Genomic DNA, 16,741 nt, shown 5'->3' with positions numbered 1-16,741 from the left:
GTGAGGCGTTGAAGACGAGGGGAGCACCACACAAAACCCTGTTGCCAGGTGTTGCCAATCTGTTATAACCTTCCCTTGCGTGATCCCACTCACCTTGTGAAGGCCAGCCGTGTCCCCAGCCGCCCAATCGCTCGACCCGCAGCAACTGAAAACCTGGCTGCTCGCCGCCGGCAACAAGGACGCCACGGCGTTCCGCCAGCTATATAACTCCACCTCATCGAAACTGTTTGGCTTCGCGCTGCGTATATTGCATAAGCAAGAGCTCGCTGAAGAAGCCTTGCAAGAGGGGTTCGTCGCCATCTGGAACAACGCCGCCGCTTACCAGAGCCATCTGGCGGCGCCGATGACCTGGATGGCCACCATCGTGCGCAACAAGGCGTTCGATGTGCTGCGGCGCAGCGACGATACCGTGGAAATCGATGCCGAACAGTTTGATAGCGAAGTCATGAATGCACTCCGAGACCCCCAGGCCACGCCGATCGAGTCACTGCAACTGAGCGGTGACGCCAAGGCGCTGGCGTTTTGCATGTCCGCCCTGGAAGGGCTGCACCGGCAGGTGGTCGCCCTGGCGTTCTATCACGACCTGTCGCATAGCGAAGTGGCGCAGCAGATGTCGCTGCCGATCGGCACCGTGAAGACCTGGATACGGCGCAGCCTGGAACGGCTGCGCACGTGCCTGGCGAAACGGGAGGCATCATGAATATCCGCGGCAATGACGTGCTGCGCCAGAAACTGGCGTCCGAATACGTGCTGGGCACCCTGAAAGGGGGCGCGCGGCGGCGTTTCGAAGGCTGGCTGCACAACGACGCCGATTTGCGCAATATCACGGCCGAATGGCGCCAGCGCCTGGAACCGATGGCGGAATTCGCCACGCCCGTGGCGCCGCCCAAACGCGTCTGGCAACAGATCGAGCAGCGCCTGCACCTGCGTCCGCAGGGCGGCCAGTCCTGGCTGCGCGATTCGCTGGCGTTCTGGCGTGGCCTGGGCATGGCGTCGAGCGCCATCGCCGCGCTGCTGGTCATCGTCGTGGCCACGCGCGTGATGGATGCGCCGCAGATCAGCTATGTGGCCAGCCTGACGGACGAGAAAGCGCAAACGGCCCTGCTGCTGACGGCCGACAGCCGCCACGGCGCGCTCGAGGTGCGCATGGTGGGCAACGCGCCCGTGCCGAGTGATAAGGACCTGGAACTGTGGGCCGTGCCGAAGAGCGGCAACCCACGTTCGCTCGGCTTGCTGGCAGACAAGGGCAACGTGAAACTGGCCCTGTCGCAGCGCGCCATCGGCAGCGATGTGGCCTTGCTGGCCGTCACCCTGGAACCGAAAGGCGGTTCGCCGGATCCGAACGGACCGACGGGACCAATCTTGTACAAGGGTAACTGGGTAAAAATATAGTCTTACTTGGGATACAGAATCATCTGCGTGCAGCGGAACAGGGCAATCGTCTTGCCCGTTTCCTTGCTTTTCACCACGGCATCCCACACTTGCGTGTTGCGGCCCTTGTGCTCGACTTTCGCCGTGCAGGTGAGCGTGCCTTCGCGGGCCGTACCCAGGTGGTTCGATTTCAGTTCGATGGTCGTGAAATTGCTCGCGCCTTCGGGCAGGTTGACGATGCAGCCATAGCCGGAAGCCGTGTCGGCCAGGGTCACCACGCTGCCCGCATGCAGGTAGCCATTCGGCGCCAGCAAGTGCGGCAGCACGGGCAATTCCGCCGTCAGCTGGCCGTCGCCCACTGCCGTGATGACGATGCCCAGGTGGCCGGGCAGGCGGCCGGTGCCGCGTTCATTCAACATTGCTACGGTGATGTCGGGATTGCTCATGCTGGTCCTTGTGCGGGTGAATCCGGACAGCGGATCTGCCGGAAAATACTATGATGATAGCAACTTTCCCCGCATCGGTTTGGCAACCGCCTATTTCCGGCCACGCCGCCGTTTCCACCACACCAAACTGCCCGTCAGCAAGAACAGCAGCGGCATCAAACCGAAGACGGTAATGAAGGCGCGCCCGGCCACGCCGAACGCCTGGCCCGAATGCAGGGGGAATTGCCAGCCGAGGAAAACATCGCCGGCCGGCGCCCGCAAGGGATCGCGTATGCGCAAGGGCAAGCCGCTGCGCGCGTCCAGGGTAATGCGCGTGGCGCCGTCGCCGTGGGCGATTTCGCCGGACTGGCGCACGCGCACGTCATACGGCTGGTCCTTTTTCGCCGGCAGCACGATGCGCGACACGCGCGCCTGCGGATACAGCAACTGCGCGGCGGCCATGGCCTGGCCCGCATCGAGCACGGCGCCGTCCTGGGCCACATTCTTCAATTTTGCCGTATCCGGCACCGTCGACACCAGCTCCACCAGCGGCACGATCAATTGCGGCAAATTGAAATAGATGCCGGAAAAAGCGAGCACAGCCAGCACAGGCGCGGCAAAGAAGCCCGCCGCCTTGTGAAACGTGTAATGAAAACGGGGCCAGGAACCGCCATGCGACACCGTCAGCGCGCGCTTGATCGCCGTCCACTGCAGGCGCGGCCACCACAGATAGATGCCGGTGAGCGCCATCAGCAACAGCATCACGCCGGAAATACCGGTAATGGTCTTGCCCACTTCGCCGGACAATACATAGCGGTGCAAATGAAACATGCCCGACATCAACAGCGGGCGCGTGAGGCCGAAACGGCCCCAGTCGCGCTCGCCTTTGACTTGCAAGGTGTAGGGATCGACCATCACCTGGCGCACGATGGCCTGGCTGAAGGGCGACGGCTTGCCGGCCTGGCGGTACGACGCCACGTACACGTCGCGTGCATCGGCGGGCGGATTGAGCTGCGAAGGCTTGCCGTAGGCGGGGTCGGCAGTCAGCTGGTCCACCACCGCTTGCAGCGTGCGTGGCGTCACCTGGAACACCTGGCCGGGCGCGGGCGTGCTCGCCTGCAACAAATTAGGATTCAGATATGCGTCCAGTTCCGGCATCCAGGCGATGGCGGACCCCGTCAAGCCCAGCAGGACGAACAGGGCGCCGAACCACAGGCCCGCATACAGGTGCAGCTTGGCTAACAGCCATGGAATCGGGCGCTTGGACATGAAGGGGGACTCTGGGAATTTTGGGCTGCGAAACGATAGCATGAAAGCCCTGCAGTGAAAATCACGTGCGGCAATAAAGGGAAGAACCATACAACACGCTCATCAGAACGCGCGAATTGGAGGAAACCGAGCGTTTCGGCACCATCAGCGAGCGCATCGGCATCGCGGAGGAATGTTGCAAGGCATACACTTTCCCCTATACTTCATCGAAAGGAAAACCATGACCACTGCCCGCCTCTTCGCCGCCACCTTGGGCCTCGCTCTGCACCTGGGCGCCCACGCGGCCGATTTCACGGTATCGAGCACCGACATCGCCCCTGGCCAGACCCTGGCACCTGCGCAAGTGTTCCAGGGCTTCGGCTGCACGGGCGGCAACCTGGCGCCGCAGCTGTCGTGGCACGGCGCGCCAGCCGGCACCAAAAGCTACGCCGTCACCCTGTACGACCCGGACGCGCCGACGGGCAGCGGCTGGTGGCACTGGAGCGTATTCAATCTGCCCGCCGGCACCACTTCCTTGCCGGGCGGCGCCACGGCCGGCACCCTGCCAGCGGGCGCCATCCAAGGACGCAACGATTTCGGCGACAGCGCCTACGGCGGCGCCTGCCCACCGCCCGGCGACAAGGCGCACCGCTATCAGATCACGGTCTGGGCCTTGGGCGTGGACAAGCTGCCCCTGGATCAACAGGCCAGCGGCGCCATGCTCGGCTACATGCTCAACGCCAACGCGCTGGGCAAGGCACAGCTGACGGGACTGTATGGAAGATAAGATGGAAGCGGTGGCCCTGAGCGAACTGCGCATTGCCCACGGCACCATCGAGGCGCGCCGCGCGCAAACCCTGCGCCGCGTACCCGTCTTCCAGAGCGCCCTGTGCCGCGTGCGGCAGGGAGTAAAACTGCTGGAATGGGGCGCTCGCCAGGCGCGCGCCGGGACGCACGACGTGGTGCTGATGCCGGCGGGCCAGGAACTGGGCGTGGCCAACCTGCCCGGCACGCAAGGCTACCGGGCCGAAGTGCTGAGTTTTTCGCCAGCCCTGATCGCCCGTTTCCGCGCGCGCCATGGCGGCCTCGTCGATGGCCAGCTGCGCCAGGCGGCCACGGCCAGCTTGTGCGTGCCGCTCGATGACCACGCGGCGCTGGCCTGGGACCAGCTGATGGCCAGCCTGGCTGCCGGTAGCCCGCCCGCGCTGCTGGCGCACCAGGCCGAAGGCTTGCTGCTGGCTCTGGCCCTGGGCGGCCACTGCGGCCCCTTGCTGCTGGACCGCCGCGACCCGCTGGCCGCGCGCGTGCAGCAAGTGCTGCTGCTGGACCCGGCCGCCGACTGGAGCGTGGCCAAGGTCGCCAGCCAGCTGCACCTGGGCGCGTCCACGCTGCGCCGCCAGCTGGCCCTGGAACAACGTCACTTCCGCGCCATCCTGGAGGACGTGCGCCTGGGCCTGGCCTTGCAAGAATTGCAATCTGGCATCTTGCCCATTGGCGACATCGCCGCCGCCTGTGGCTATGCCTCGCCCTCGCGCTTCGCGGCCCGTTTTCGCCAGCATTACGGCCTGTCGCCGCGCGACTTGCGCGCCACCCTGTAAGCTCGCTCCGGCGCAAATGACGCAACAAGCGCTGACAGCGGGGCGATTTTCTTGCTACTATGCGCCCATGTCTTCCCGCCAGCCCACCCGCAAGCTTGCTCATCACGGTGCCGCCGCCCTCGCGCGCACGCCGTGGCGGCTGTGCGTGGCGCTGTTCAGTGCGCTGGCCCTCGTGTTCTTGCTGTCGACGGCCGCGTCGCACCTGCACAAGACGACCCTCGACGCGGAAGAGTGCGCGCTGTGCGCCACCGTCATCGACAAGGTGGCCGATATCGCCGTGCCGCCGGCCGTCACCGAGCCGCCCGCCCAGTTATTGCCGTACCGCTTGCTGGCCGTCGCGCCCGCCACCCTGGCGCCCGCCGCCGCCCTCATCCTGCCGCCCGTGCGCGGCCCGCCTGCCGCCTCGTTGTAGTTCCCACGCTGTTTTTATCCTTTTTTCAGGCTGCACCGCCGCGTCCTCATGCGCGCCGGGCCGCCTGGCGTAGACTATTTTCGAGGTTCACCATGCAACACACACCACGCCTGAGCGCGCTGTCGCTCGCCCTTGCCAGCCTGTTCAGCTTTTCCGCCCATGCCGCCGAGCCCGCGGATGCCAGCCCGGCAGCGTCCGGCGCCGATGCTGCGCCGCAAGAGATGCAAAAAGTGGAAGTCACGTCCGCCCATTTGAAAAGCGCGCGCATCGAGCTGTCGCCGAAAGTCGGCACCACCATCTACAGCATCGACAGCCACATGGTCGACATGCTGGGCCAGGGCGACAACACGCCGTTCAATGAAGTGCTGCTGCGCCTGCCGGGCGTATCGCAGGATTCGAAGGGTTCCGGCGCCCTGCACGTGCGCGACGACCATGCCAACGTGCAATACCGCATCAATGGCGTGCAATTGCCGGAAAGCATCAGCGGCTTTGGCCAGTCGATCGACACGCGCCTGATCGACAAGACGGATTTCATGACGGGCGCCTTGCCGGCCCAGTTCGGCCTGCGCACGGCCGGCATCGTCGACATCGAAACGAAGGAGGGCGGCATGACGCCTGGCGGGCGCATCGGCATCATGGTCGGCAGCCACGACCACATGGAGCCGAGTGCCGAATTTTTCGGCAGCGTGGGCAAGTTCAATTACTACCTGTCCGGCAGCTACCTGGGCAATTCCCTGGGCGTGGAAAACCCGCAGGATACGCGCAGCGCCCTACACGACAAGACGCGCCAAAACAAATCGTTCGGCAGCCTGTCGTATTTCCTCGATGACAACACGCGCCTGGGCGCCATGTTCGGCACGTATAACGGACGCTTCCAGATCCCCAACAATCCGGACCAGGCGCCGGGCTTCTCGCTGGCTGGCCACAGCGATGCGCAGGCGGGCACGTCCACCTTGCCGTCGTCGCAGTTGAATGAAAACCAGCGCGAAGTGAACCGCTTCCTCGTGCTGTCGCTGCAAAAGAGCCTGGGCGACCTCAATTACCAGGTCTCCGCCTTCCACCAGTATTCGGAACTGCACTTCACGCCGGACTCCATCGGCGACCTGATCTACAACGGCGTGGCGTCGGATTCGCGCCGCGCGAACAGCGCCTCGGGTGCCCAGTTCGATATCAGCTACAAGTTGCACCAGGACCATACCGTGCGCGCCGGCCTCGCCTACACGCGGCAGAAGACGACGAGCGACAACACGGTGGCCGTCTTCCCGGCGCTGGACGGCGCGCAAAGCGCCACCACGCCGGTTTCCATCGTCGACAACAGCGGTAAGACGGGCACCCTGGCCAGTTTCTACCTGCAGGATGAATGGCATATCAGCAAACCCTTGACCCTGAACTATGGCGCCCGCTTCGACAAGGTGTCGGCCTACACGAACGAGCAGCAATGGAGCCCGCGCGTGAACCTGGCGTACCAACTGGCGCCGGGCACGGCCCTGCACGCGGGCTATTCGCGCTACTTCACGCCGCCGCCGCAGGAACTGGCGGCACAAGGCAGCATCGACCTGTACGCGAACACGACGAATGCGCCGGAAATCGGCCAGTCGGACAACGTCAAGGCCGAACGCACGCATTACTACGACGTCGGCATCAGCCACCAGGTGAGTCCGAAGCTGACCGTGACGGCCGATGTGTACTATAAAAAGATCAACAACCTGCTGGACGAAGGCCAGTTCGGCCAGGCATTGATTTTGACGCCGTTCAACTATGCGGATGGCTACGCCAAGGGCCTGGAATTGTCGGCCATCTACAGCGAGAAAAACTGGGGCCTGTTCCTCAACGCCAGCACGCAAAAGGCGCAGGGCCGCAACATCAACTCGGGCCAGGCCCTGTTTGGCGCCGATGAGTTGAACTACATCAGCAAGAATTATGTCTACCTTGACCATGACCAGAAATACACGCTGTCCGGTGGCGGCCATTATCACTTCGGCGATTCGCAAGTGAGCGCTGACTTCCTCTACGGCAGCGGCCTGCGCATGACGCCGGATGGCGGCGCGCCGAATTCCGGCCATTTGCCGAGTTACTTCACCGTCAACACGGCGCTCACGCACACGTGGAAAAATACGCCGGTCGGCAAGGTGGAAGGACGTTTGGCCCTGATCAACCTGTTCGACAAGTCCTACCTGCTGCGCGACGGTTCCGGCGTGGGCGTGGGAGCGCCGCAGTACGGCGCCCGCCGCAGCATCTATGCGGGTTTATCAACAAGTTTCTAAGAGTTACGCGCGAAGACAGCGGCAGGGAGCAACGCCTGCCGCTGTCGGTTGCCGTACCGTGTCATGTCTCATCCCCAGGCGATGGCCGTCTGGCCGTGCGCCTGCAAATACGCATTCGCCAGGCTGAACGGCTTGCTGCCAAAGAAACCTTTATTCGCCGACAAGGGAGATGGATGGGGCGCCGTCAGCACCAGGTGCTTGCCGGGGTCGATCAGGGACCGCTTGGCTTGCGCGTAGCCGCCCCACAGGATGAAGACAAGATTGCTGCGCTCGGCGGACAGGTGGCGGATGGCGCTGTCCGTCAGCTTTTCCCAGCCCTTGCCCGCATGCGTACCAGCCGCCCCCGCGCGCACCGTCAATACGCTGTTGAGCAAAAATACCCCTTGCTGTGCCCAGTCGGACAAATCCGTGCGGGTGCGCATGACGCCTGCGTCGCTCTGTAATTCCTTGAAGATATTCTGCAGGCTGGGCTGCGGCGGCGTGCCTTCGGGGATGGAAAAGCACAGTCCCATGGCCGCGCCCGGCGTGTGATACGGGTCTTGCCCCAGGATCACGACTTTCACCTGCTCGAATGGCGTCAGGTCGAAGGCCCGGAAGATGGTTTTTCCGGGCGGGCAGCACGGCCCCGCCGCATATTCCGCCTTCACGAAGGCGGCCAGGCCTTCCCAGTAAGGTTCGGCGAAATCAGCCTCCAGCCGCGCCTTCCACGATGCGTCGATGCGTACGTCCATGGCTCCCCCGTCAATCATGTTTTTAAAACATTATTAATCAGTATAGCCGCGCCATGCCCGGCACCACGTTACGGTACGGCCGGGCAATGCCTATTTGTCGTCGTAGTGATAGCGGCACGCCGCCACGTAGATGCAGCCCCCGTCGGGAAGGTAGACGAGCCGGTGCTGGCGGTCGATGCGGCGCGACCAGAAACCCGTCAGCTCGCCTTTCAGCGGTTCCGGCTTGCCCGTGCCCTTGAATGGGTCCGCCAGGCACTCATCGAGCAAGTCATTGATTTTTTGCAGGATTTTCAGATCGGTATCTTGCCAGAACAGATAATCTTCCCAGGCATGATCGGTCCAGGCCAGCACGGCGGCGCGCGCCTGCTGCTTGTTTTCAGTCTTCCGGTTTTTCATGCTGCGCCAATTCCCTGGGCTTGGCCTTGCCCGCTTTGATCTGCGCCACGGACGCCATCAGCCGGCTGGCATTCTTGGCCGTGCCCAGCAAATACAGGGTTTCCTCAATGCTGTTGTAGTCGGACAAGGACAGCATCACCACGTGTTCGCCATTCACGCGCGTGATCACCGTGGGCGTGTGGTCGTTGCAGACGTCGTCCATCACGCTTTTCAGGCCCGCGCGCGCCTCGCTGAAAGTCAGGATATTCATGCCGTGCCACCGTTCCCTTGAAAGTACATGCAGATAATTGTACAGGATGTTGTACATCACCTCAATCAGGCAAAAAAAAGCCGCCAGCGCGAGCGGGCGGCTTTGATACAGCGCAAGGTGCTTAGAAATTCAGCGCCGATTCCACGCCGGCGCTGTGCGCCTGTTCATCCGCATGGTACGAGCTGCGCACCATGGCGCCCACGGCGGCGTGGGTGAAGCCCATTTTATACGCTTCTTCCTCGAACATTTTGAACACGTCCGGGTGCACGTAGCGGCGCACGGGCAAGTGGCTGTTCGATGGGGCCAGGTATTGGCCGATGGTCAGCATGTCGATGTCGTGCTCGCGCATGTCGCGCATGACTTGCAGGATTTCCTCGTCCGTCTCGCCCAGGCCCACCATGATGCCGGACTTGGTCTTCACGTCCGGGTACATGGCCTTGAAGTCTTTCAGCAGCTTGAGCGAGTGCATGTAGTCGGAACCGGGACGGGCTTCCTTGTACAGGCGCGGCGCCGTTTCCAGGTTGTGGTTCATGACGTCAGGCAAGCCATCCTTGAACAGGTTCAGGGCTTTTTCCAGGCGGCCGCGGAAGTCGGGCACCAGCACTTCGATGCGGGTGTTCGGCGACAGGGCGCGCGTTTGCTGGATGCACTCAACGAAATGGCCGGCGCCGCCGTCGCGCAAGTCATCGCGGTCGACGGAGGTGATGACGACGTAGTTCAGGCGCAGCTTGGCGATGGTTTTCGACAGGTTGGCCGGCTCTTCCTTGTCCAGCGGATCCGGGCGGCCATGGCCGACGTCGCAGAACGGGCAGCGGCGCGTGCACTTGTCGCCCATGATCATGAAGGTGGCCGTGCCCTTGCCGAAGCATTCGCCGATGTTCGGGCAGCTGGCTTCCTCGCACACCGTCACGAGTTTGTTTTCGCGCAGGATATCCTTGATTTCATAGAAGCGGGTCGATGCCGACGCGGCCTTGACGCGGATCCAGTCCGGCTTTTTCAGGCGCTCGACTTGCTCGATCGGAATGATCTTGATCGGGATGCGCGAAGTCTTGCTGGCGCCTTTTTGCTTTTCGCTCGGGTTGTAGGCGGCGGGGGCGGTGCTGGAAATGGTCTCAGAAGTCATGGCTGCAAGCCCTTGAGGGGCATGTTGGTTTGTTTGCTCAGGCATCCGCTGCCTGAGGCGCGCCTGCGGCGCTGTTTACTTCGCTTACATCGAGTAATACGGTCAATTCGTGGGCCAGGGCCCGCTGCACGTCGGCCAGCGGCGCCAGCACGCCCATGCTGCGCATGTCCACCGTCTTCAGGCCGGAATAGCCGCAAGGGTTAATCCAGGAAAACGGTGCCAGGTCCATCGCCACGTTGAGCGACACGCCATGGTAGGTGCAGCCGTTGCCGCGCACTTTCAAGCCCAGCGCGGCGATCTTCGCACCCTTGTCTGGCCCGCCGGCAATATAGATGCCAGGCGCGCCATCGATGCGTTCGCCAGCGAGATTATACGCCGCCAGCACGTTGATGATGGCTTGCTCGATTTTATGCACGAACTGGCGCGCATACAGCTTGCCGCCCGGCTTGTTGCGGCGCAAGTCCATCAGCAGGTAAATCACCACCTGGCCGGGGCCGTGGAACGTCACTTCGCCGCCACGGTCCGTCTGCACCACGGGCACATTCTCCGCGCCGGCCAGCAGGTGGCCGCGGTCGGCCGCCAGGCCCAGGGTGAATACGGGCGGATGCTCGACGATCCACAGTTCGTCGCGCGTCTCCGTCGTGCGCGCGTCGGTAAAGGCGCGCATGGCGGCAAAGGTCGGCTCGTAATCGACGCGGCCCAGCTCGCGGATCAGCGCCGTTTCGGTTCGGGTGGTGGTCATGACGGATTCTGTAATCAGCTGCCGGCGCCCTGCGGACGCTGCGGCGAAGCCGTGATTATAAGCCAGGCCGCCGTTTCATTCCGGGGCAGACTCCGGCAACAGCAGCAATCTGCCCAATTTTTGTGCAGCATGGCGTATCTGGGGCCCATTCAAGGCCGTGTAGCCGAGCAGCACGGCTGGCGCCAATTGTGCGCTGTGACAAAAATCACCGAGCGGCTGCAGCGCCAGCCCCTCGTGCGCCGCGCGCGCGCAAAACGTCCGCTCATCGCTGCCCGGCGGCAACCACAGCACGCAATGAAAACCCGCTTGCTGGCCGGAAATGGCGTAGCGCCCGGGGGCAATCTGCTCGAGGCAGGCCAGCAGCAGGTCGCGCCGCTCCTTGTAGGCCAGCCGCGCCTGGCGCAAATGGCGCACGAAAGCGCCATCCTCCATCCAGGCGGACAGCGCCAGCTGCTCCGTCACGCCCACGGACCTTCCCGTCAACTGCAGGATGCGCAGCAACTGCGGCCGCAAGGCGGACGGCAGCACCATGAAGCCCACGCGCAGGCCGGCAAACAGGGTCTTGTTAAAACTGCCACAGTAGATCACGCGCTGGTACTGGTCCAGCGCCTTCAAGGCTGCCAGCGGCGCACTCTGGTAATTGAATTCGCTGTCGTAATCGTCTTCCAGCACCCACGCGCCGTGGTCGTTCGCCCATTCCAGCAAGGCCAGGCGGCGCGTGACGGACATGGTCACGCCCAGCGGCGACTGGTGCGCCGGCGTCACGTAGGCGAGGCGGGCATCCGCGTGCGCGGCCAGGGCGGCGCAATCGATGCCCTCGGCGTCGACGGCAATGTCCACCGGCACGGCGCCAGCGAGGGTGAACAGGGCGCGCGCGGCCGGATAGCCCGGTTCTTCCAGGCACACCTTGTCGCCCTCGCGCACGATGCTGCGCGCCAGCAAGTCGATCGCGTGGCGGATGCCCGTGGTGACGACGATGTCTTGCGGGTCGCAGCGCACGCCGCGGTACTTGGCGAGGAAATCGGCGATCTGCTGGCGCAGTTCGGGCAAACCGGCGGGATCGGCGCTGCACAACTGCTCCGGCGTGGCGGCGGCCAGCGCCCGCGTGGCGCACTTGGACCAGGCGGCCATGGGAAACAGGCTGGCGTCGGCGCGCCGCGCCACGAAGGGCAAGCCGTCGCGCACGCCCGTATCCGAGGCAGGCGCGGGCGCCACGGCCAGCGGGGCGGGAGCGGCGTCGCCCAGGCCCGCCATCAGGAAGCGCTCCGGCACGACGGCGCACACGCGCGTGCCGGAACCGGGCACGCGCGTCACGTACGCTTCCGCGTGCAGGCGGTCGAACACGGTTTCGATGGTGCCGCGCGACAACTCCCACCGTTCCGCCAGGGTGCGGCTGGATGGCAAACGGCTGCCCGCCGGCAACATCTTCGTCAGGATGGCCGAACGCAGCGCTTCATACGCGCCATCCTGCTTGTTGACGCCCGCCTTGTCGAGCCAGCTGGTGGGGCGAGGCAAGTCCAGGGCGTGCGGTGATTTTCCTCGCGGCATAATAATCGTCCAAGTGGTCCAATGAATTTTCTGATGACTGGCACTTCGCATTACACCACAAACATTCTACTCTCACCGTTCCGGTGCGCCAGCGGGGCGCACGCTTGCCTGGATCGTGTAAAACAATGCAGAAACAAATCGCTTTATGGGCCTGGGGCGGCATCGTGCTGCTGCTGGTCTGCCTGTCGCGCATCAGCATCGACATCTATCTGCCTTCGCTGCCGGCCATGGCCGATGCCCTGCACGCCAGCGATGCGCAGCTGCAACTGACCCTGAGCCTGTTCATGGCTGGCTCGGCCGCTTCGATGCTCGCGTGCGGGCCGCTGGCCGACCGCTACGGACGCCGCCCCGTGCTGCTGGCCGGCACGGGCATTTTTGTGCTCGCCAGCATCGTCTGCACCGTGACTTCCGACGTGCACGTGCTGATCGCCGCGCGCGTGCTGCAGGCCTTCGGCGGTTGCAGCGGCACCATCATCGGCCGGGTCATGGTGCGCGACCGCTTCGATCCCGCCACGCAGGCGCGCATGCTGGGCAAAATATCGATGGTGATGGGTTTGTCGCCGATCGTGGCGCCGCTGGCTGGCAGCGTGCTCGACGCGGCGTTCGGCTGGCGCGCCGTGTTTGGCGTGCTGTGTGCGCTGGGCGCGCTGTCGCTGGGGCTGATCGCCGCCTGGGTGCCGGAAACCAGGCCGGCCAGCGCCGTGCCACAGGGCAATACCCTGGCGCTGTACCGCCGCCTGCTGGGCGACGCGTATTTCCTGCGCTATGCGCTGGCCATCGGTTGTGTATATTGCACGTATTTCCCCTTCATCGCGGAATCGTCCGTGCTGTTGCAAAGGGGCATGCACCTGTCGCCGCACGCGTACGCGCTGGTGTTCGCGCTGACGGTCAGCGGCTATATCGCGGGATCGAGCCTGTTTCGCGCGCTGGGCCCGCGCCTGGGCGCCGATTACCTGCTGGGCGTGGCGGTGCTGATCAATGTGGCGGGCGCGGCCAGCTTGTTGCTGGCGGGTACGTTGGCGCCGCGGCACGTGGCGTCGCTGGTGGCGCCCATGCTGCTGGTGATGGTGTCGGTGGGCATGGCCATCCCCGCCTGCCAGCTGGCCGTGCTGCAGCCGTATGGGGCCCAGGCGGGTAGCGCCTCGGGCCTGTTCTTCTTCGTGCAAATGCTCATCACGGCCGCCTGCGGCGCCGTCATCGCCGCCATCACGGACGGCAGCGAAAAGCCGCTGCTGTGGGTGACGGCGGCGGCCAGCGCGGCCTTTGCCGCCGTCTGGCTGCTCACGAAGAGCCGGGCCAGCGTGGCGGCAGCCAGTCTTACATGACGATCTTGACCATCGGGTGGCCCGACAGCGCCATGTACAGGGCGTCGAGCTGCTCGCGGCTGATGGCGCGCACGGTGACGGTCAGGCCCGTGTAATTGCCCTTGCCCGATGGGCGCTCTTCCATGCGGCCTGCGTGGAAGGTCGGATCGTGGCTGATCACCAGTTCCAGCATGGTCGGCGCGAAGTCGACATGCGTCGGGCCCATGATCTTGATGGGAAAGTCGCTCGGGTATTCGATCAGCGATTCGCTGGGAGGAATCGTCACTTCGGTGGGTGGGGTGGTTTGCATGGGAAATCCAATCAGTGCCGGTCAGAACAGACGGCGCGGCGCATGGCGCGCGGCGGCTGCAGAAAGGCGTATTGTAGCCAACTTTGGCGACGCCTGCGCCCGCCGCCATGGCGCCAGGGGCGCGGAAAAAAAAAGCCAGCTTTGTAAGCTGGCGAAAACTATTTCGTTTGGACAAAATAGCCGGAAAATCGGTGCTGTCAGCCGCGAAGGCATTGCGCTGTGCTGCAATGACTCCACTGTAGACAAAACACCGCGGCTTGACCGCTGAAATGTGACGAACTGTCGGTTTGGCGGCTTGAACGTCGATAATCCATGACCGGACGGACAGACAGCCAGCGCCAGCGGCCCGGTCAACGCTCCGTTTCCTGCATCCGGCCATTACGGCCGGGGCCGCCGCGCTCATTGCCCCGGTCAATGTTCCGGTCATTGCTCCGTTCGCGTGGCGGCCCGCTGCGTTCGCCCCCGCGCGCCTCCTGTGCCGGACGCGCCACAGGAGCCGGCATCGGCGGCGGTGCGGGCCGCGGCTGGGCCACGGGCGGTGGCGCAGGCATGGCAGGCGGCGGCGCCGTCTGCAGCACTTCGCGGCGGCCGCCACGCTCCCAGCGGTTGCCGTCCGGGCGCTGCACCTCGGCAGGACGCTCGATGGCGGGGCGCGGCTGCGGCCGCTCGGCGCGGGATCGCTGTTCACCACGCCAGCCGGGGTGCGCCACCGGGTCTTGCACGGGCGGCAAGGAAGGCGCCGCCGGCATCACGGGCTGGGCCGGTATCGGCGGCTGTTGCGGCTGTTGCGGCTGCGGCGGCTGCGCCGGCACGGGCGGCCGGTTCGGCTGCATGGGACGCGGCGCCAGGTGCGTCTGGCCATCGTCCGTCTGCAAACGGCCAGGGCGGTTGCCCCAGTCGCGCCGGAAACCATCTTGCTGGCGCGGCGCATCGACGGGACGCTGCCAGTTGCCCGCCGGCGCAGGCGGCGTGCTCAAAGGCATGCTTTGCAGCACGGGGGCCGGCATGATGGTGCGGTTGCGGCGCGGCACGTCCACCGTGCGTGCGCCGCCAAAACGCTCGCCCGGCAGCATCGTCATGCCTTCACGGCGTTCGCGCTCGCCCATCACGGAACGGCGCCCGTCGGCGACGCGGTTGAGGCGGCGTTCATACTCGGCACTGCTGCGGTAGCCAGGCACGTAGCGCTCGTGCGGCGACAGGGGAAACCAGCCCACGCCCGGCTGCTGGCCGTGGCCAGTCCCGTGATTGCCGCCGACCCAGCCCACCAGGGCCGGCGCCCAAGGCACGCGGCCGCGCTCGCGGCCCGGGGCCCAGCCCCAGCGCTGGCCCAGCAGCACCCAGCGGCCGTAATGCGAGGGCGCATAGCCCCACGGCGCATTGTCGACCCAGGTCCAGCCCCACGGCGCGATCCACGTCCAGCGCCCGTCGCTGTACGGCGCCCAGCCGGCCGGCACCGTGCTGGGCAGCCACAGGGGGCCGTATTCCGCATCGTCCTGCCAGGCGCCATAGCGGTCCAGCTCTTCATAGCCGGTCGTATCATCCGTGACATAGCGCAAGGCCGGCGCGGCGGCGGGCAAGGCTTCGGGCCAGTTGTCGAAGGCGATCCTCTGCACGGCGCCCGTGCGCAATTCCTCGTCCGTCAATTCGGCGCGCTTGCCTGCACGCAAGGTGACGCTGCCCGTCGCGCCATCCACGTCGGCCGCGCCTTCGAGCACGCTGACGATGCTGGTGCCGGGCTGGCGCCCCGCCTCGACGCGCACCCAGCCCGGCTGGGTCAGGACCACGCGGGCCTGGGCCGTGGTCAGCTCGAAGCCGCGCAGCGCGTCGGGATTGCGCACGCGCACGCTGACCGTGCCATAGCCGAGGTGCAATTTGAAACTGTCGTCATCGAGCTCGCTCACTTCCAGCTCGGAATCGCCATCGAGGCGCACGGCGGCCGCACCCACGCGCAATTCCGCCAGCGCGCCGCGCAGGGTAGTCAAGCGGTTATCCGTCGTGACGGGCCAGTTCAGCAGGGCATTTTGCGCCTCGCCCTCGCCGGCGCGCACCAGCACCTGCCCTTCGACGGTGGAAATGCGCGCCACGCGGGCGGGCGGGTCCTGCGCCAGGGCCAGGGAGCACGCCGACGACAGCAGCACGGCGCACACGGTGTTCAAGAAGGGGGAAGACAGGGTCGGACGCATGGCAGCGCTCCAGGCAGGACGGACAGAGATGAAAGGTAGACAACACCCCGATTACAGTCCTATCGGGCGGGCATCGCAAGCGGGCTTACAAATGTTTGCATCTTGATCTGGCTCAGGACGCCGTCTGGCCGCCCCGCTTGACGAAGAACAGGGCGGCGCCGACGGCCATCAGCAAGCCGCCAAAGAAGCGGTTCTGCTTTTTCACGGCGCGCGCGTCGCGGAAGAAGCGCTGCATCGAGGACGCTAAAAAGGCATAGCTGTGCATGACGATCTGGTCGATCGTGCACATGGTGACGGCCAGGATCAGCAATTGCGGCAGCAGCGGAGACGTGGGGCTGATGAATTGCGGCAACACCGCCACCATGAAGATGATGCCCTTCGGATTCGTCACGTTGGTCAGGAAACCCGTCAGCACGCGCCGGCGCATGGACGGCACCACGGCGTCCGCATGCAGGTCGCCCGTCACGGCCACCTTGGCGCGCCACTGCGACAGGCCCAGGTAGATCAAATACAGCGCGCCCACCGTCTTGACGATATTGAAGGCCACTTCGGACGCCAGCAGCAGGGAACCGACGCCGGCGCCCGCGATGCCCAGCACCACCAGCAGGCCCAGCTGCAGGCCGAGAATCGTGGCGCTGGCCTTTTTCACCCCGTAGGACAGGCCATGCGACATCGACAGCACGGCGCCCGAGCCGGGCGAGACGGCGATGATGGAGGCGGCGATGACAAAGGTGATCCAGGTGGCAAAGGGCATGCGGTTTCCAAAAATGATGATGAGAGGCAATTTTAACCCGGCCCGTGCGGCCTTGCCGGCCCCGCCTGAGGTAAGATCGCGG

19 protein-coding genes are annotated in these 16,741 nt (G+C 65.0%); 8 read left to right on the top strand and 11 right to left on the bottom strand.

The window, feature by feature from the left end; translation table 11 throughout:
- Positions 1–109 precede the first annotated feature (109 nt).
- Positions 110–700, top strand: a complete 591-nt coding sequence (locus tag O0881_RS19900) for a sigma-70 family RNA polymerase sigma factor (protein WP_077398290.1) — start codon at positions 110–112, stop codon at positions 698–700.
- Positions 697–1,392: an anti-sigma factor gene (locus O0881_RS19895; protein ID WP_099666023.1), complete on the top strand. Its 696-nt coding sequence runs from the start codon at positions 697–699 to the stop codon at positions 1,390–1,392. The genes O0881_RS19900 and O0881_RS19895 overlap by 4 nt, the downstream gene beginning before the upstream one ends.
- A 2-nt stretch (positions 1,393–1,394) precedes the next feature.
- Here O0881_RS19895 and O0881_RS19890 read toward each other — a convergent pair whose 3' ends face one another.
- A complete protein-coding gene (locus O0881_RS19890; RefSeq protein WP_076564607.1) occupies positions 1,395–1,817 on the bottom strand; it encodes a PaaI family thioesterase in 423 nt (140 codons plus the stop codon).
- A gap of 90 nt (positions 1,818–1,907) precedes the next feature.
- Entirely contained in the window at positions 1,908–3,065 is a 1,158-nt protein-coding gene (locus O0881_RS19885; RefSeq protein ID WP_289912627.1) for a PepSY-associated TM helix domain-containing protein, read from the bottom strand.
- Between the two features lie 220 nt (positions 3,066–3,285).
- Between O0881_RS19885 and O0881_RS19880 the strand changes: the two genes are divergently transcribed.
- The 4 genes from O0881_RS19880 (at position 3,286) to O0881_RS19865 (ending at position 7,318) form a co-directional block, all read left to right on the top strand.
- Positions 3,286–3,831 (top strand): YbhB/YbcL family Raf kinase inhibitor-like protein, encoded by a 546-nt coding sequence (locus O0881_RS19880; protein ID WP_099666021.1) that lies wholly within the window; start codon positions 3,286–3,288, stop codon positions 3,829–3,831.
- Positions 3,821–4,642 carry a helix-turn-helix transcriptional regulator gene (locus O0881_RS19875; protein WP_218965292.1) on the top strand — a complete coding sequence of 274 codons (822 nt, stop codon included), beginning with the start codon at positions 3,821–3,823 and terminating at the stop codon, positions 4,640–4,642. The genes O0881_RS19880 and O0881_RS19875 overlap by 11 nt, the downstream gene beginning before the upstream one ends.
- Positions 4,643–4,709: 67 nt before the next feature.
- A complete protein-coding gene (locus tag O0881_RS19870) occupies positions 4,710–5,054 on the top strand; it encodes a hypothetical protein (protein WP_289906067.1) in 345 nt (114 codons plus the stop codon).
- 92 nt (positions 5,055–5,146) lie between these two features.
- Positions 5,147–7,318, top strand: coding sequence for a TonB-dependent receptor (locus O0881_RS19865; protein WP_289912626.1), 2,172 nt, complete (start codon positions 5,147–5,149; stop codon positions 7,316–7,318).
- A 68-nt stretch (positions 7,319–7,386) separates the two neighbouring features.
- Here O0881_RS19865 and O0881_RS19860 read toward each other — a convergent pair whose 3' ends face one another.
- The 6 genes from O0881_RS19860 to O0881_RS19835 form a co-directional block, all read right to left on the bottom strand.
- Positions 7,387–8,049 (bottom strand): uracil-DNA glycosylase, encoded by a 663-nt coding sequence (locus O0881_RS19860; protein WP_289912625.1) that lies wholly within the window; start codon positions 8,047–8,049, stop codon positions 7,387–7,389.
- A 90-nt stretch (positions 8,050–8,139) separates the two neighbouring features.
- Complete coding sequence (locus O0881_RS19855) at positions 8,140–8,445, bottom strand: Txe/YoeB family addiction module toxin (protein ID WP_289912624.1); 306 nt, start codon at positions 8,443–8,445, stop codon at positions 8,140–8,142.
- Entirely contained in the window at positions 8,426–8,695 is a 270-nt protein-coding gene (locus O0881_RS19850) for a type II toxin-antitoxin system prevent-host-death family antitoxin (protein ID WP_289912623.1), read from the bottom strand. Before O0881_RS19850 ends, O0881_RS19855 begins: the two co-directional genes overlap by 20 nt.
- A 121-nt stretch (positions 8,696–8,816) precedes the next feature.
- Positions 8,817–9,818 carry a lipoyl synthase gene (gene lipA, locus O0881_RS19845; protein WP_289912622.1) on the bottom strand — a complete coding sequence of 334 codons (1,002 nt, stop codon included), beginning with the start codon at positions 9,816–9,818 and terminating at the stop codon, positions 8,817–8,819.
- A 37-nt stretch (positions 9,819–9,855) separates the two neighbouring features.
- Entirely contained in the window at positions 9,856–10,560 is a 705-nt protein-coding gene (gene lipB / locus O0881_RS19840) for a lipoyl(octanoyl) transferase LipB (RefSeq protein WP_289912621.1), read from the bottom strand.
- Positions 10,561–10,635: 75 nt separating this feature from the next.
- Positions 10,636–12,108 carry a PLP-dependent aminotransferase family protein gene (locus O0881_RS19835; protein ID WP_289912620.1) on the bottom strand — a complete coding sequence of 491 codons (1,473 nt, stop codon included), beginning with the start codon at positions 12,106–12,108 and terminating at the stop codon, positions 10,636–10,638.
- Between the two features lie 125 nt (positions 12,109–12,233).
- Between O0881_RS19835 and O0881_RS19830 the strand changes: the two genes are divergently transcribed.
- A complete protein-coding gene (locus O0881_RS19830; protein ID WP_289912619.1) occupies positions 12,234–13,433 on the top strand; it encodes a multidrug effflux MFS transporter in 1,200 nt (399 codons plus the stop codon).
- Here the strand turns inward: O0881_RS19830 and O0881_RS19825 are convergent.
- Positions 13,426–13,722 carry a DUF493 family protein gene (locus tag O0881_RS19825; protein ID WP_070257888.1) on the bottom strand — a complete coding sequence of 99 codons (297 nt, stop codon included), beginning with the start codon at positions 13,720–13,722 and terminating at the stop codon, positions 13,426–13,428. The two genes, O0881_RS19830 and O0881_RS19825, sit on opposite strands and share 8 nt — an antisense overlap.
- Between O0881_RS19825 and O0881_RS19820 the strand changes: the two genes are divergently transcribed.
- Positions 13,721–13,990 carry a hypothetical protein gene (locus O0881_RS19820; RefSeq protein ID WP_289912618.1) on the top strand — a complete coding sequence of 90 codons (270 nt, stop codon included), beginning with the start codon at positions 13,721–13,723 and terminating at the stop codon, positions 13,988–13,990. The two genes, O0881_RS19825 and O0881_RS19820, sit on opposite strands and share 2 nt — an antisense overlap.
- Before the next feature lie 82 nt (positions 13,991–14,072).
- Here the strand turns inward: O0881_RS19820 and O0881_RS19815 are convergent, their stop codons facing one another.
- Positions 14,073–15,905 (bottom strand): DUF6600 domain-containing protein, encoded by a 1,833-nt coding sequence (locus O0881_RS19815; RefSeq protein WP_289912617.1) that lies wholly within the window; start codon positions 15,903–15,905, stop codon positions 14,073–14,075.
- 112 nt (positions 15,906–16,017) lie between these two features.
- Positions 16,018–16,659, bottom strand: coding sequence for a LysE family transporter (locus tag O0881_RS19810; RefSeq protein ID WP_099666012.1), 642 nt, complete (start codon positions 16,657–16,659; stop codon positions 16,018–16,020).
- Between the last annotated feature and the right edge of the window lie 82 nt (positions 16,660–16,741).

The sequence above is a fragment of the Janthinobacterium sp. SUN100 genome, assembly GCF_030397705.1.
GTDB lineage: Bacteria > Pseudomonadota > Gammaproteobacteria > Burkholderiales > Burkholderiaceae_D > Janthinobacterium > Janthinobacterium kumbetense.
This window is presented reverse-complemented; position numbering and strand designations above follow the sequence as displayed.

Bases quoted from the DNA above. Each gene is read 5' to 3' on its own strand.
- O0881_RS19895 (WP_099666023.1), top strand. From the start codon at position 697: ATGAATATCCGCGGCAATGACGTGCTGCGCCAGAAACTGGCGTCCGAA.
- O0881_RS19890 (WP_076564607.1), bottom strand. From the start codon at position 1,817: ATGAGCAATCCCGACATCACCGTAGCAATGTTGAATGAACGCGGCACC.
- O0881_RS19885 (WP_289912627.1), bottom strand. From the start codon at position 3,065: ATGTCCAAGCGCCCGATTCCATGGCTGTTAGCCAAGCTGCACCTGTAT.
- O0881_RS19880 (WP_099666021.1), top strand. From the start codon at position 3,286: ATGACCACTGCCCGCCTCTTCGCCGCCACCTTGGGCCTCGCTCTGCAC.
- O0881_RS19875 (WP_218965292.1), top strand. From the start codon at position 3,821: ATGGAAGATAAGATGGAAGCGGTGGCCCTGAGCGAACTGCGCATTGCC.
- O0881_RS19870 (WP_289906067.1), top strand. From the start codon at position 4,710: ATGTCTTCCCGCCAGCCCACCCGCAAGCTTGCTCATCACGGTGCCGCC.
- O0881_RS19865 (WP_289912626.1), top strand. From the start codon at position 5,147: ATGCAACACACACCACGCCTGAGCGCGCTGTCGCTCGCCCTTGCCAGC.
- O0881_RS19860 (WP_289912625.1), bottom strand. From the start codon at position 8,049: ATGGACGTACGCATCGACGCATCGTGGAAGGCGCGGCTGGAGGCTGAT.
- O0881_RS19855 (WP_289912624.1), bottom strand. From the start codon at position 8,445: ATGAAAAACCGGAAGACTGAAAACAAGCAGCAGGCGCGCGCCGCCGTG.
- O0881_RS19850 (WP_289912623.1), bottom strand. From the start codon at position 8,695: ATGAATATCCTGACTTTCAGCGAGGCGCGCGCGGGCCTGAAAAGCGTG.
- lipA (WP_289912622.1), bottom strand. From the start codon at position 9,818: ATGACTTCTGAGACCATTTCCAGCACCGCCCCCGCCGCCTACAACCCG.
- lipB (WP_289912621.1), bottom strand. From the start codon at position 10,560: ATGACCACCACCCGAACCGAAACGGCGCTGATCCGCGAGCTGGGCCGC.
- O0881_RS19835 (WP_289912620.1), bottom strand. From the start codon at position 12,108: ATGCCGCGAGGAAAATCACCGCACGCCCTGGACTTGCCTCGCCCCACC.
- O0881_RS19830 (WP_289912619.1), top strand. From the start codon at position 12,234: ATGCAGAAACAAATCGCTTTATGGGCCTGGGGCGGCATCGTGCTGCTG.
- O0881_RS19820 (WP_289912618.1), top strand. From the start codon at position 13,721: ATGGGAAATCCAATCAGTGCCGGTCAGAACAGACGGCGCGGCGCATGG.
- O0881_RS19825 (WP_070257888.1), bottom strand. From the start codon at position 13,722: ATGCAAACCACCCCACCCACCGAAGTGACGATTCCTCCCAGCGAATCG.
- O0881_RS19815 (WP_289912617.1), bottom strand. From the start codon at position 15,905: ATGCGTCCGACCCTGTCTTCCCCCTTCTTGAACACCGTGTGCGCCGTG.
- O0881_RS19810 (WP_099666012.1), bottom strand. From the start codon at position 16,659: ATGCCCTTTGCCACCTGGATCACCTTTGTCATCGCCGCCTCCATCATC.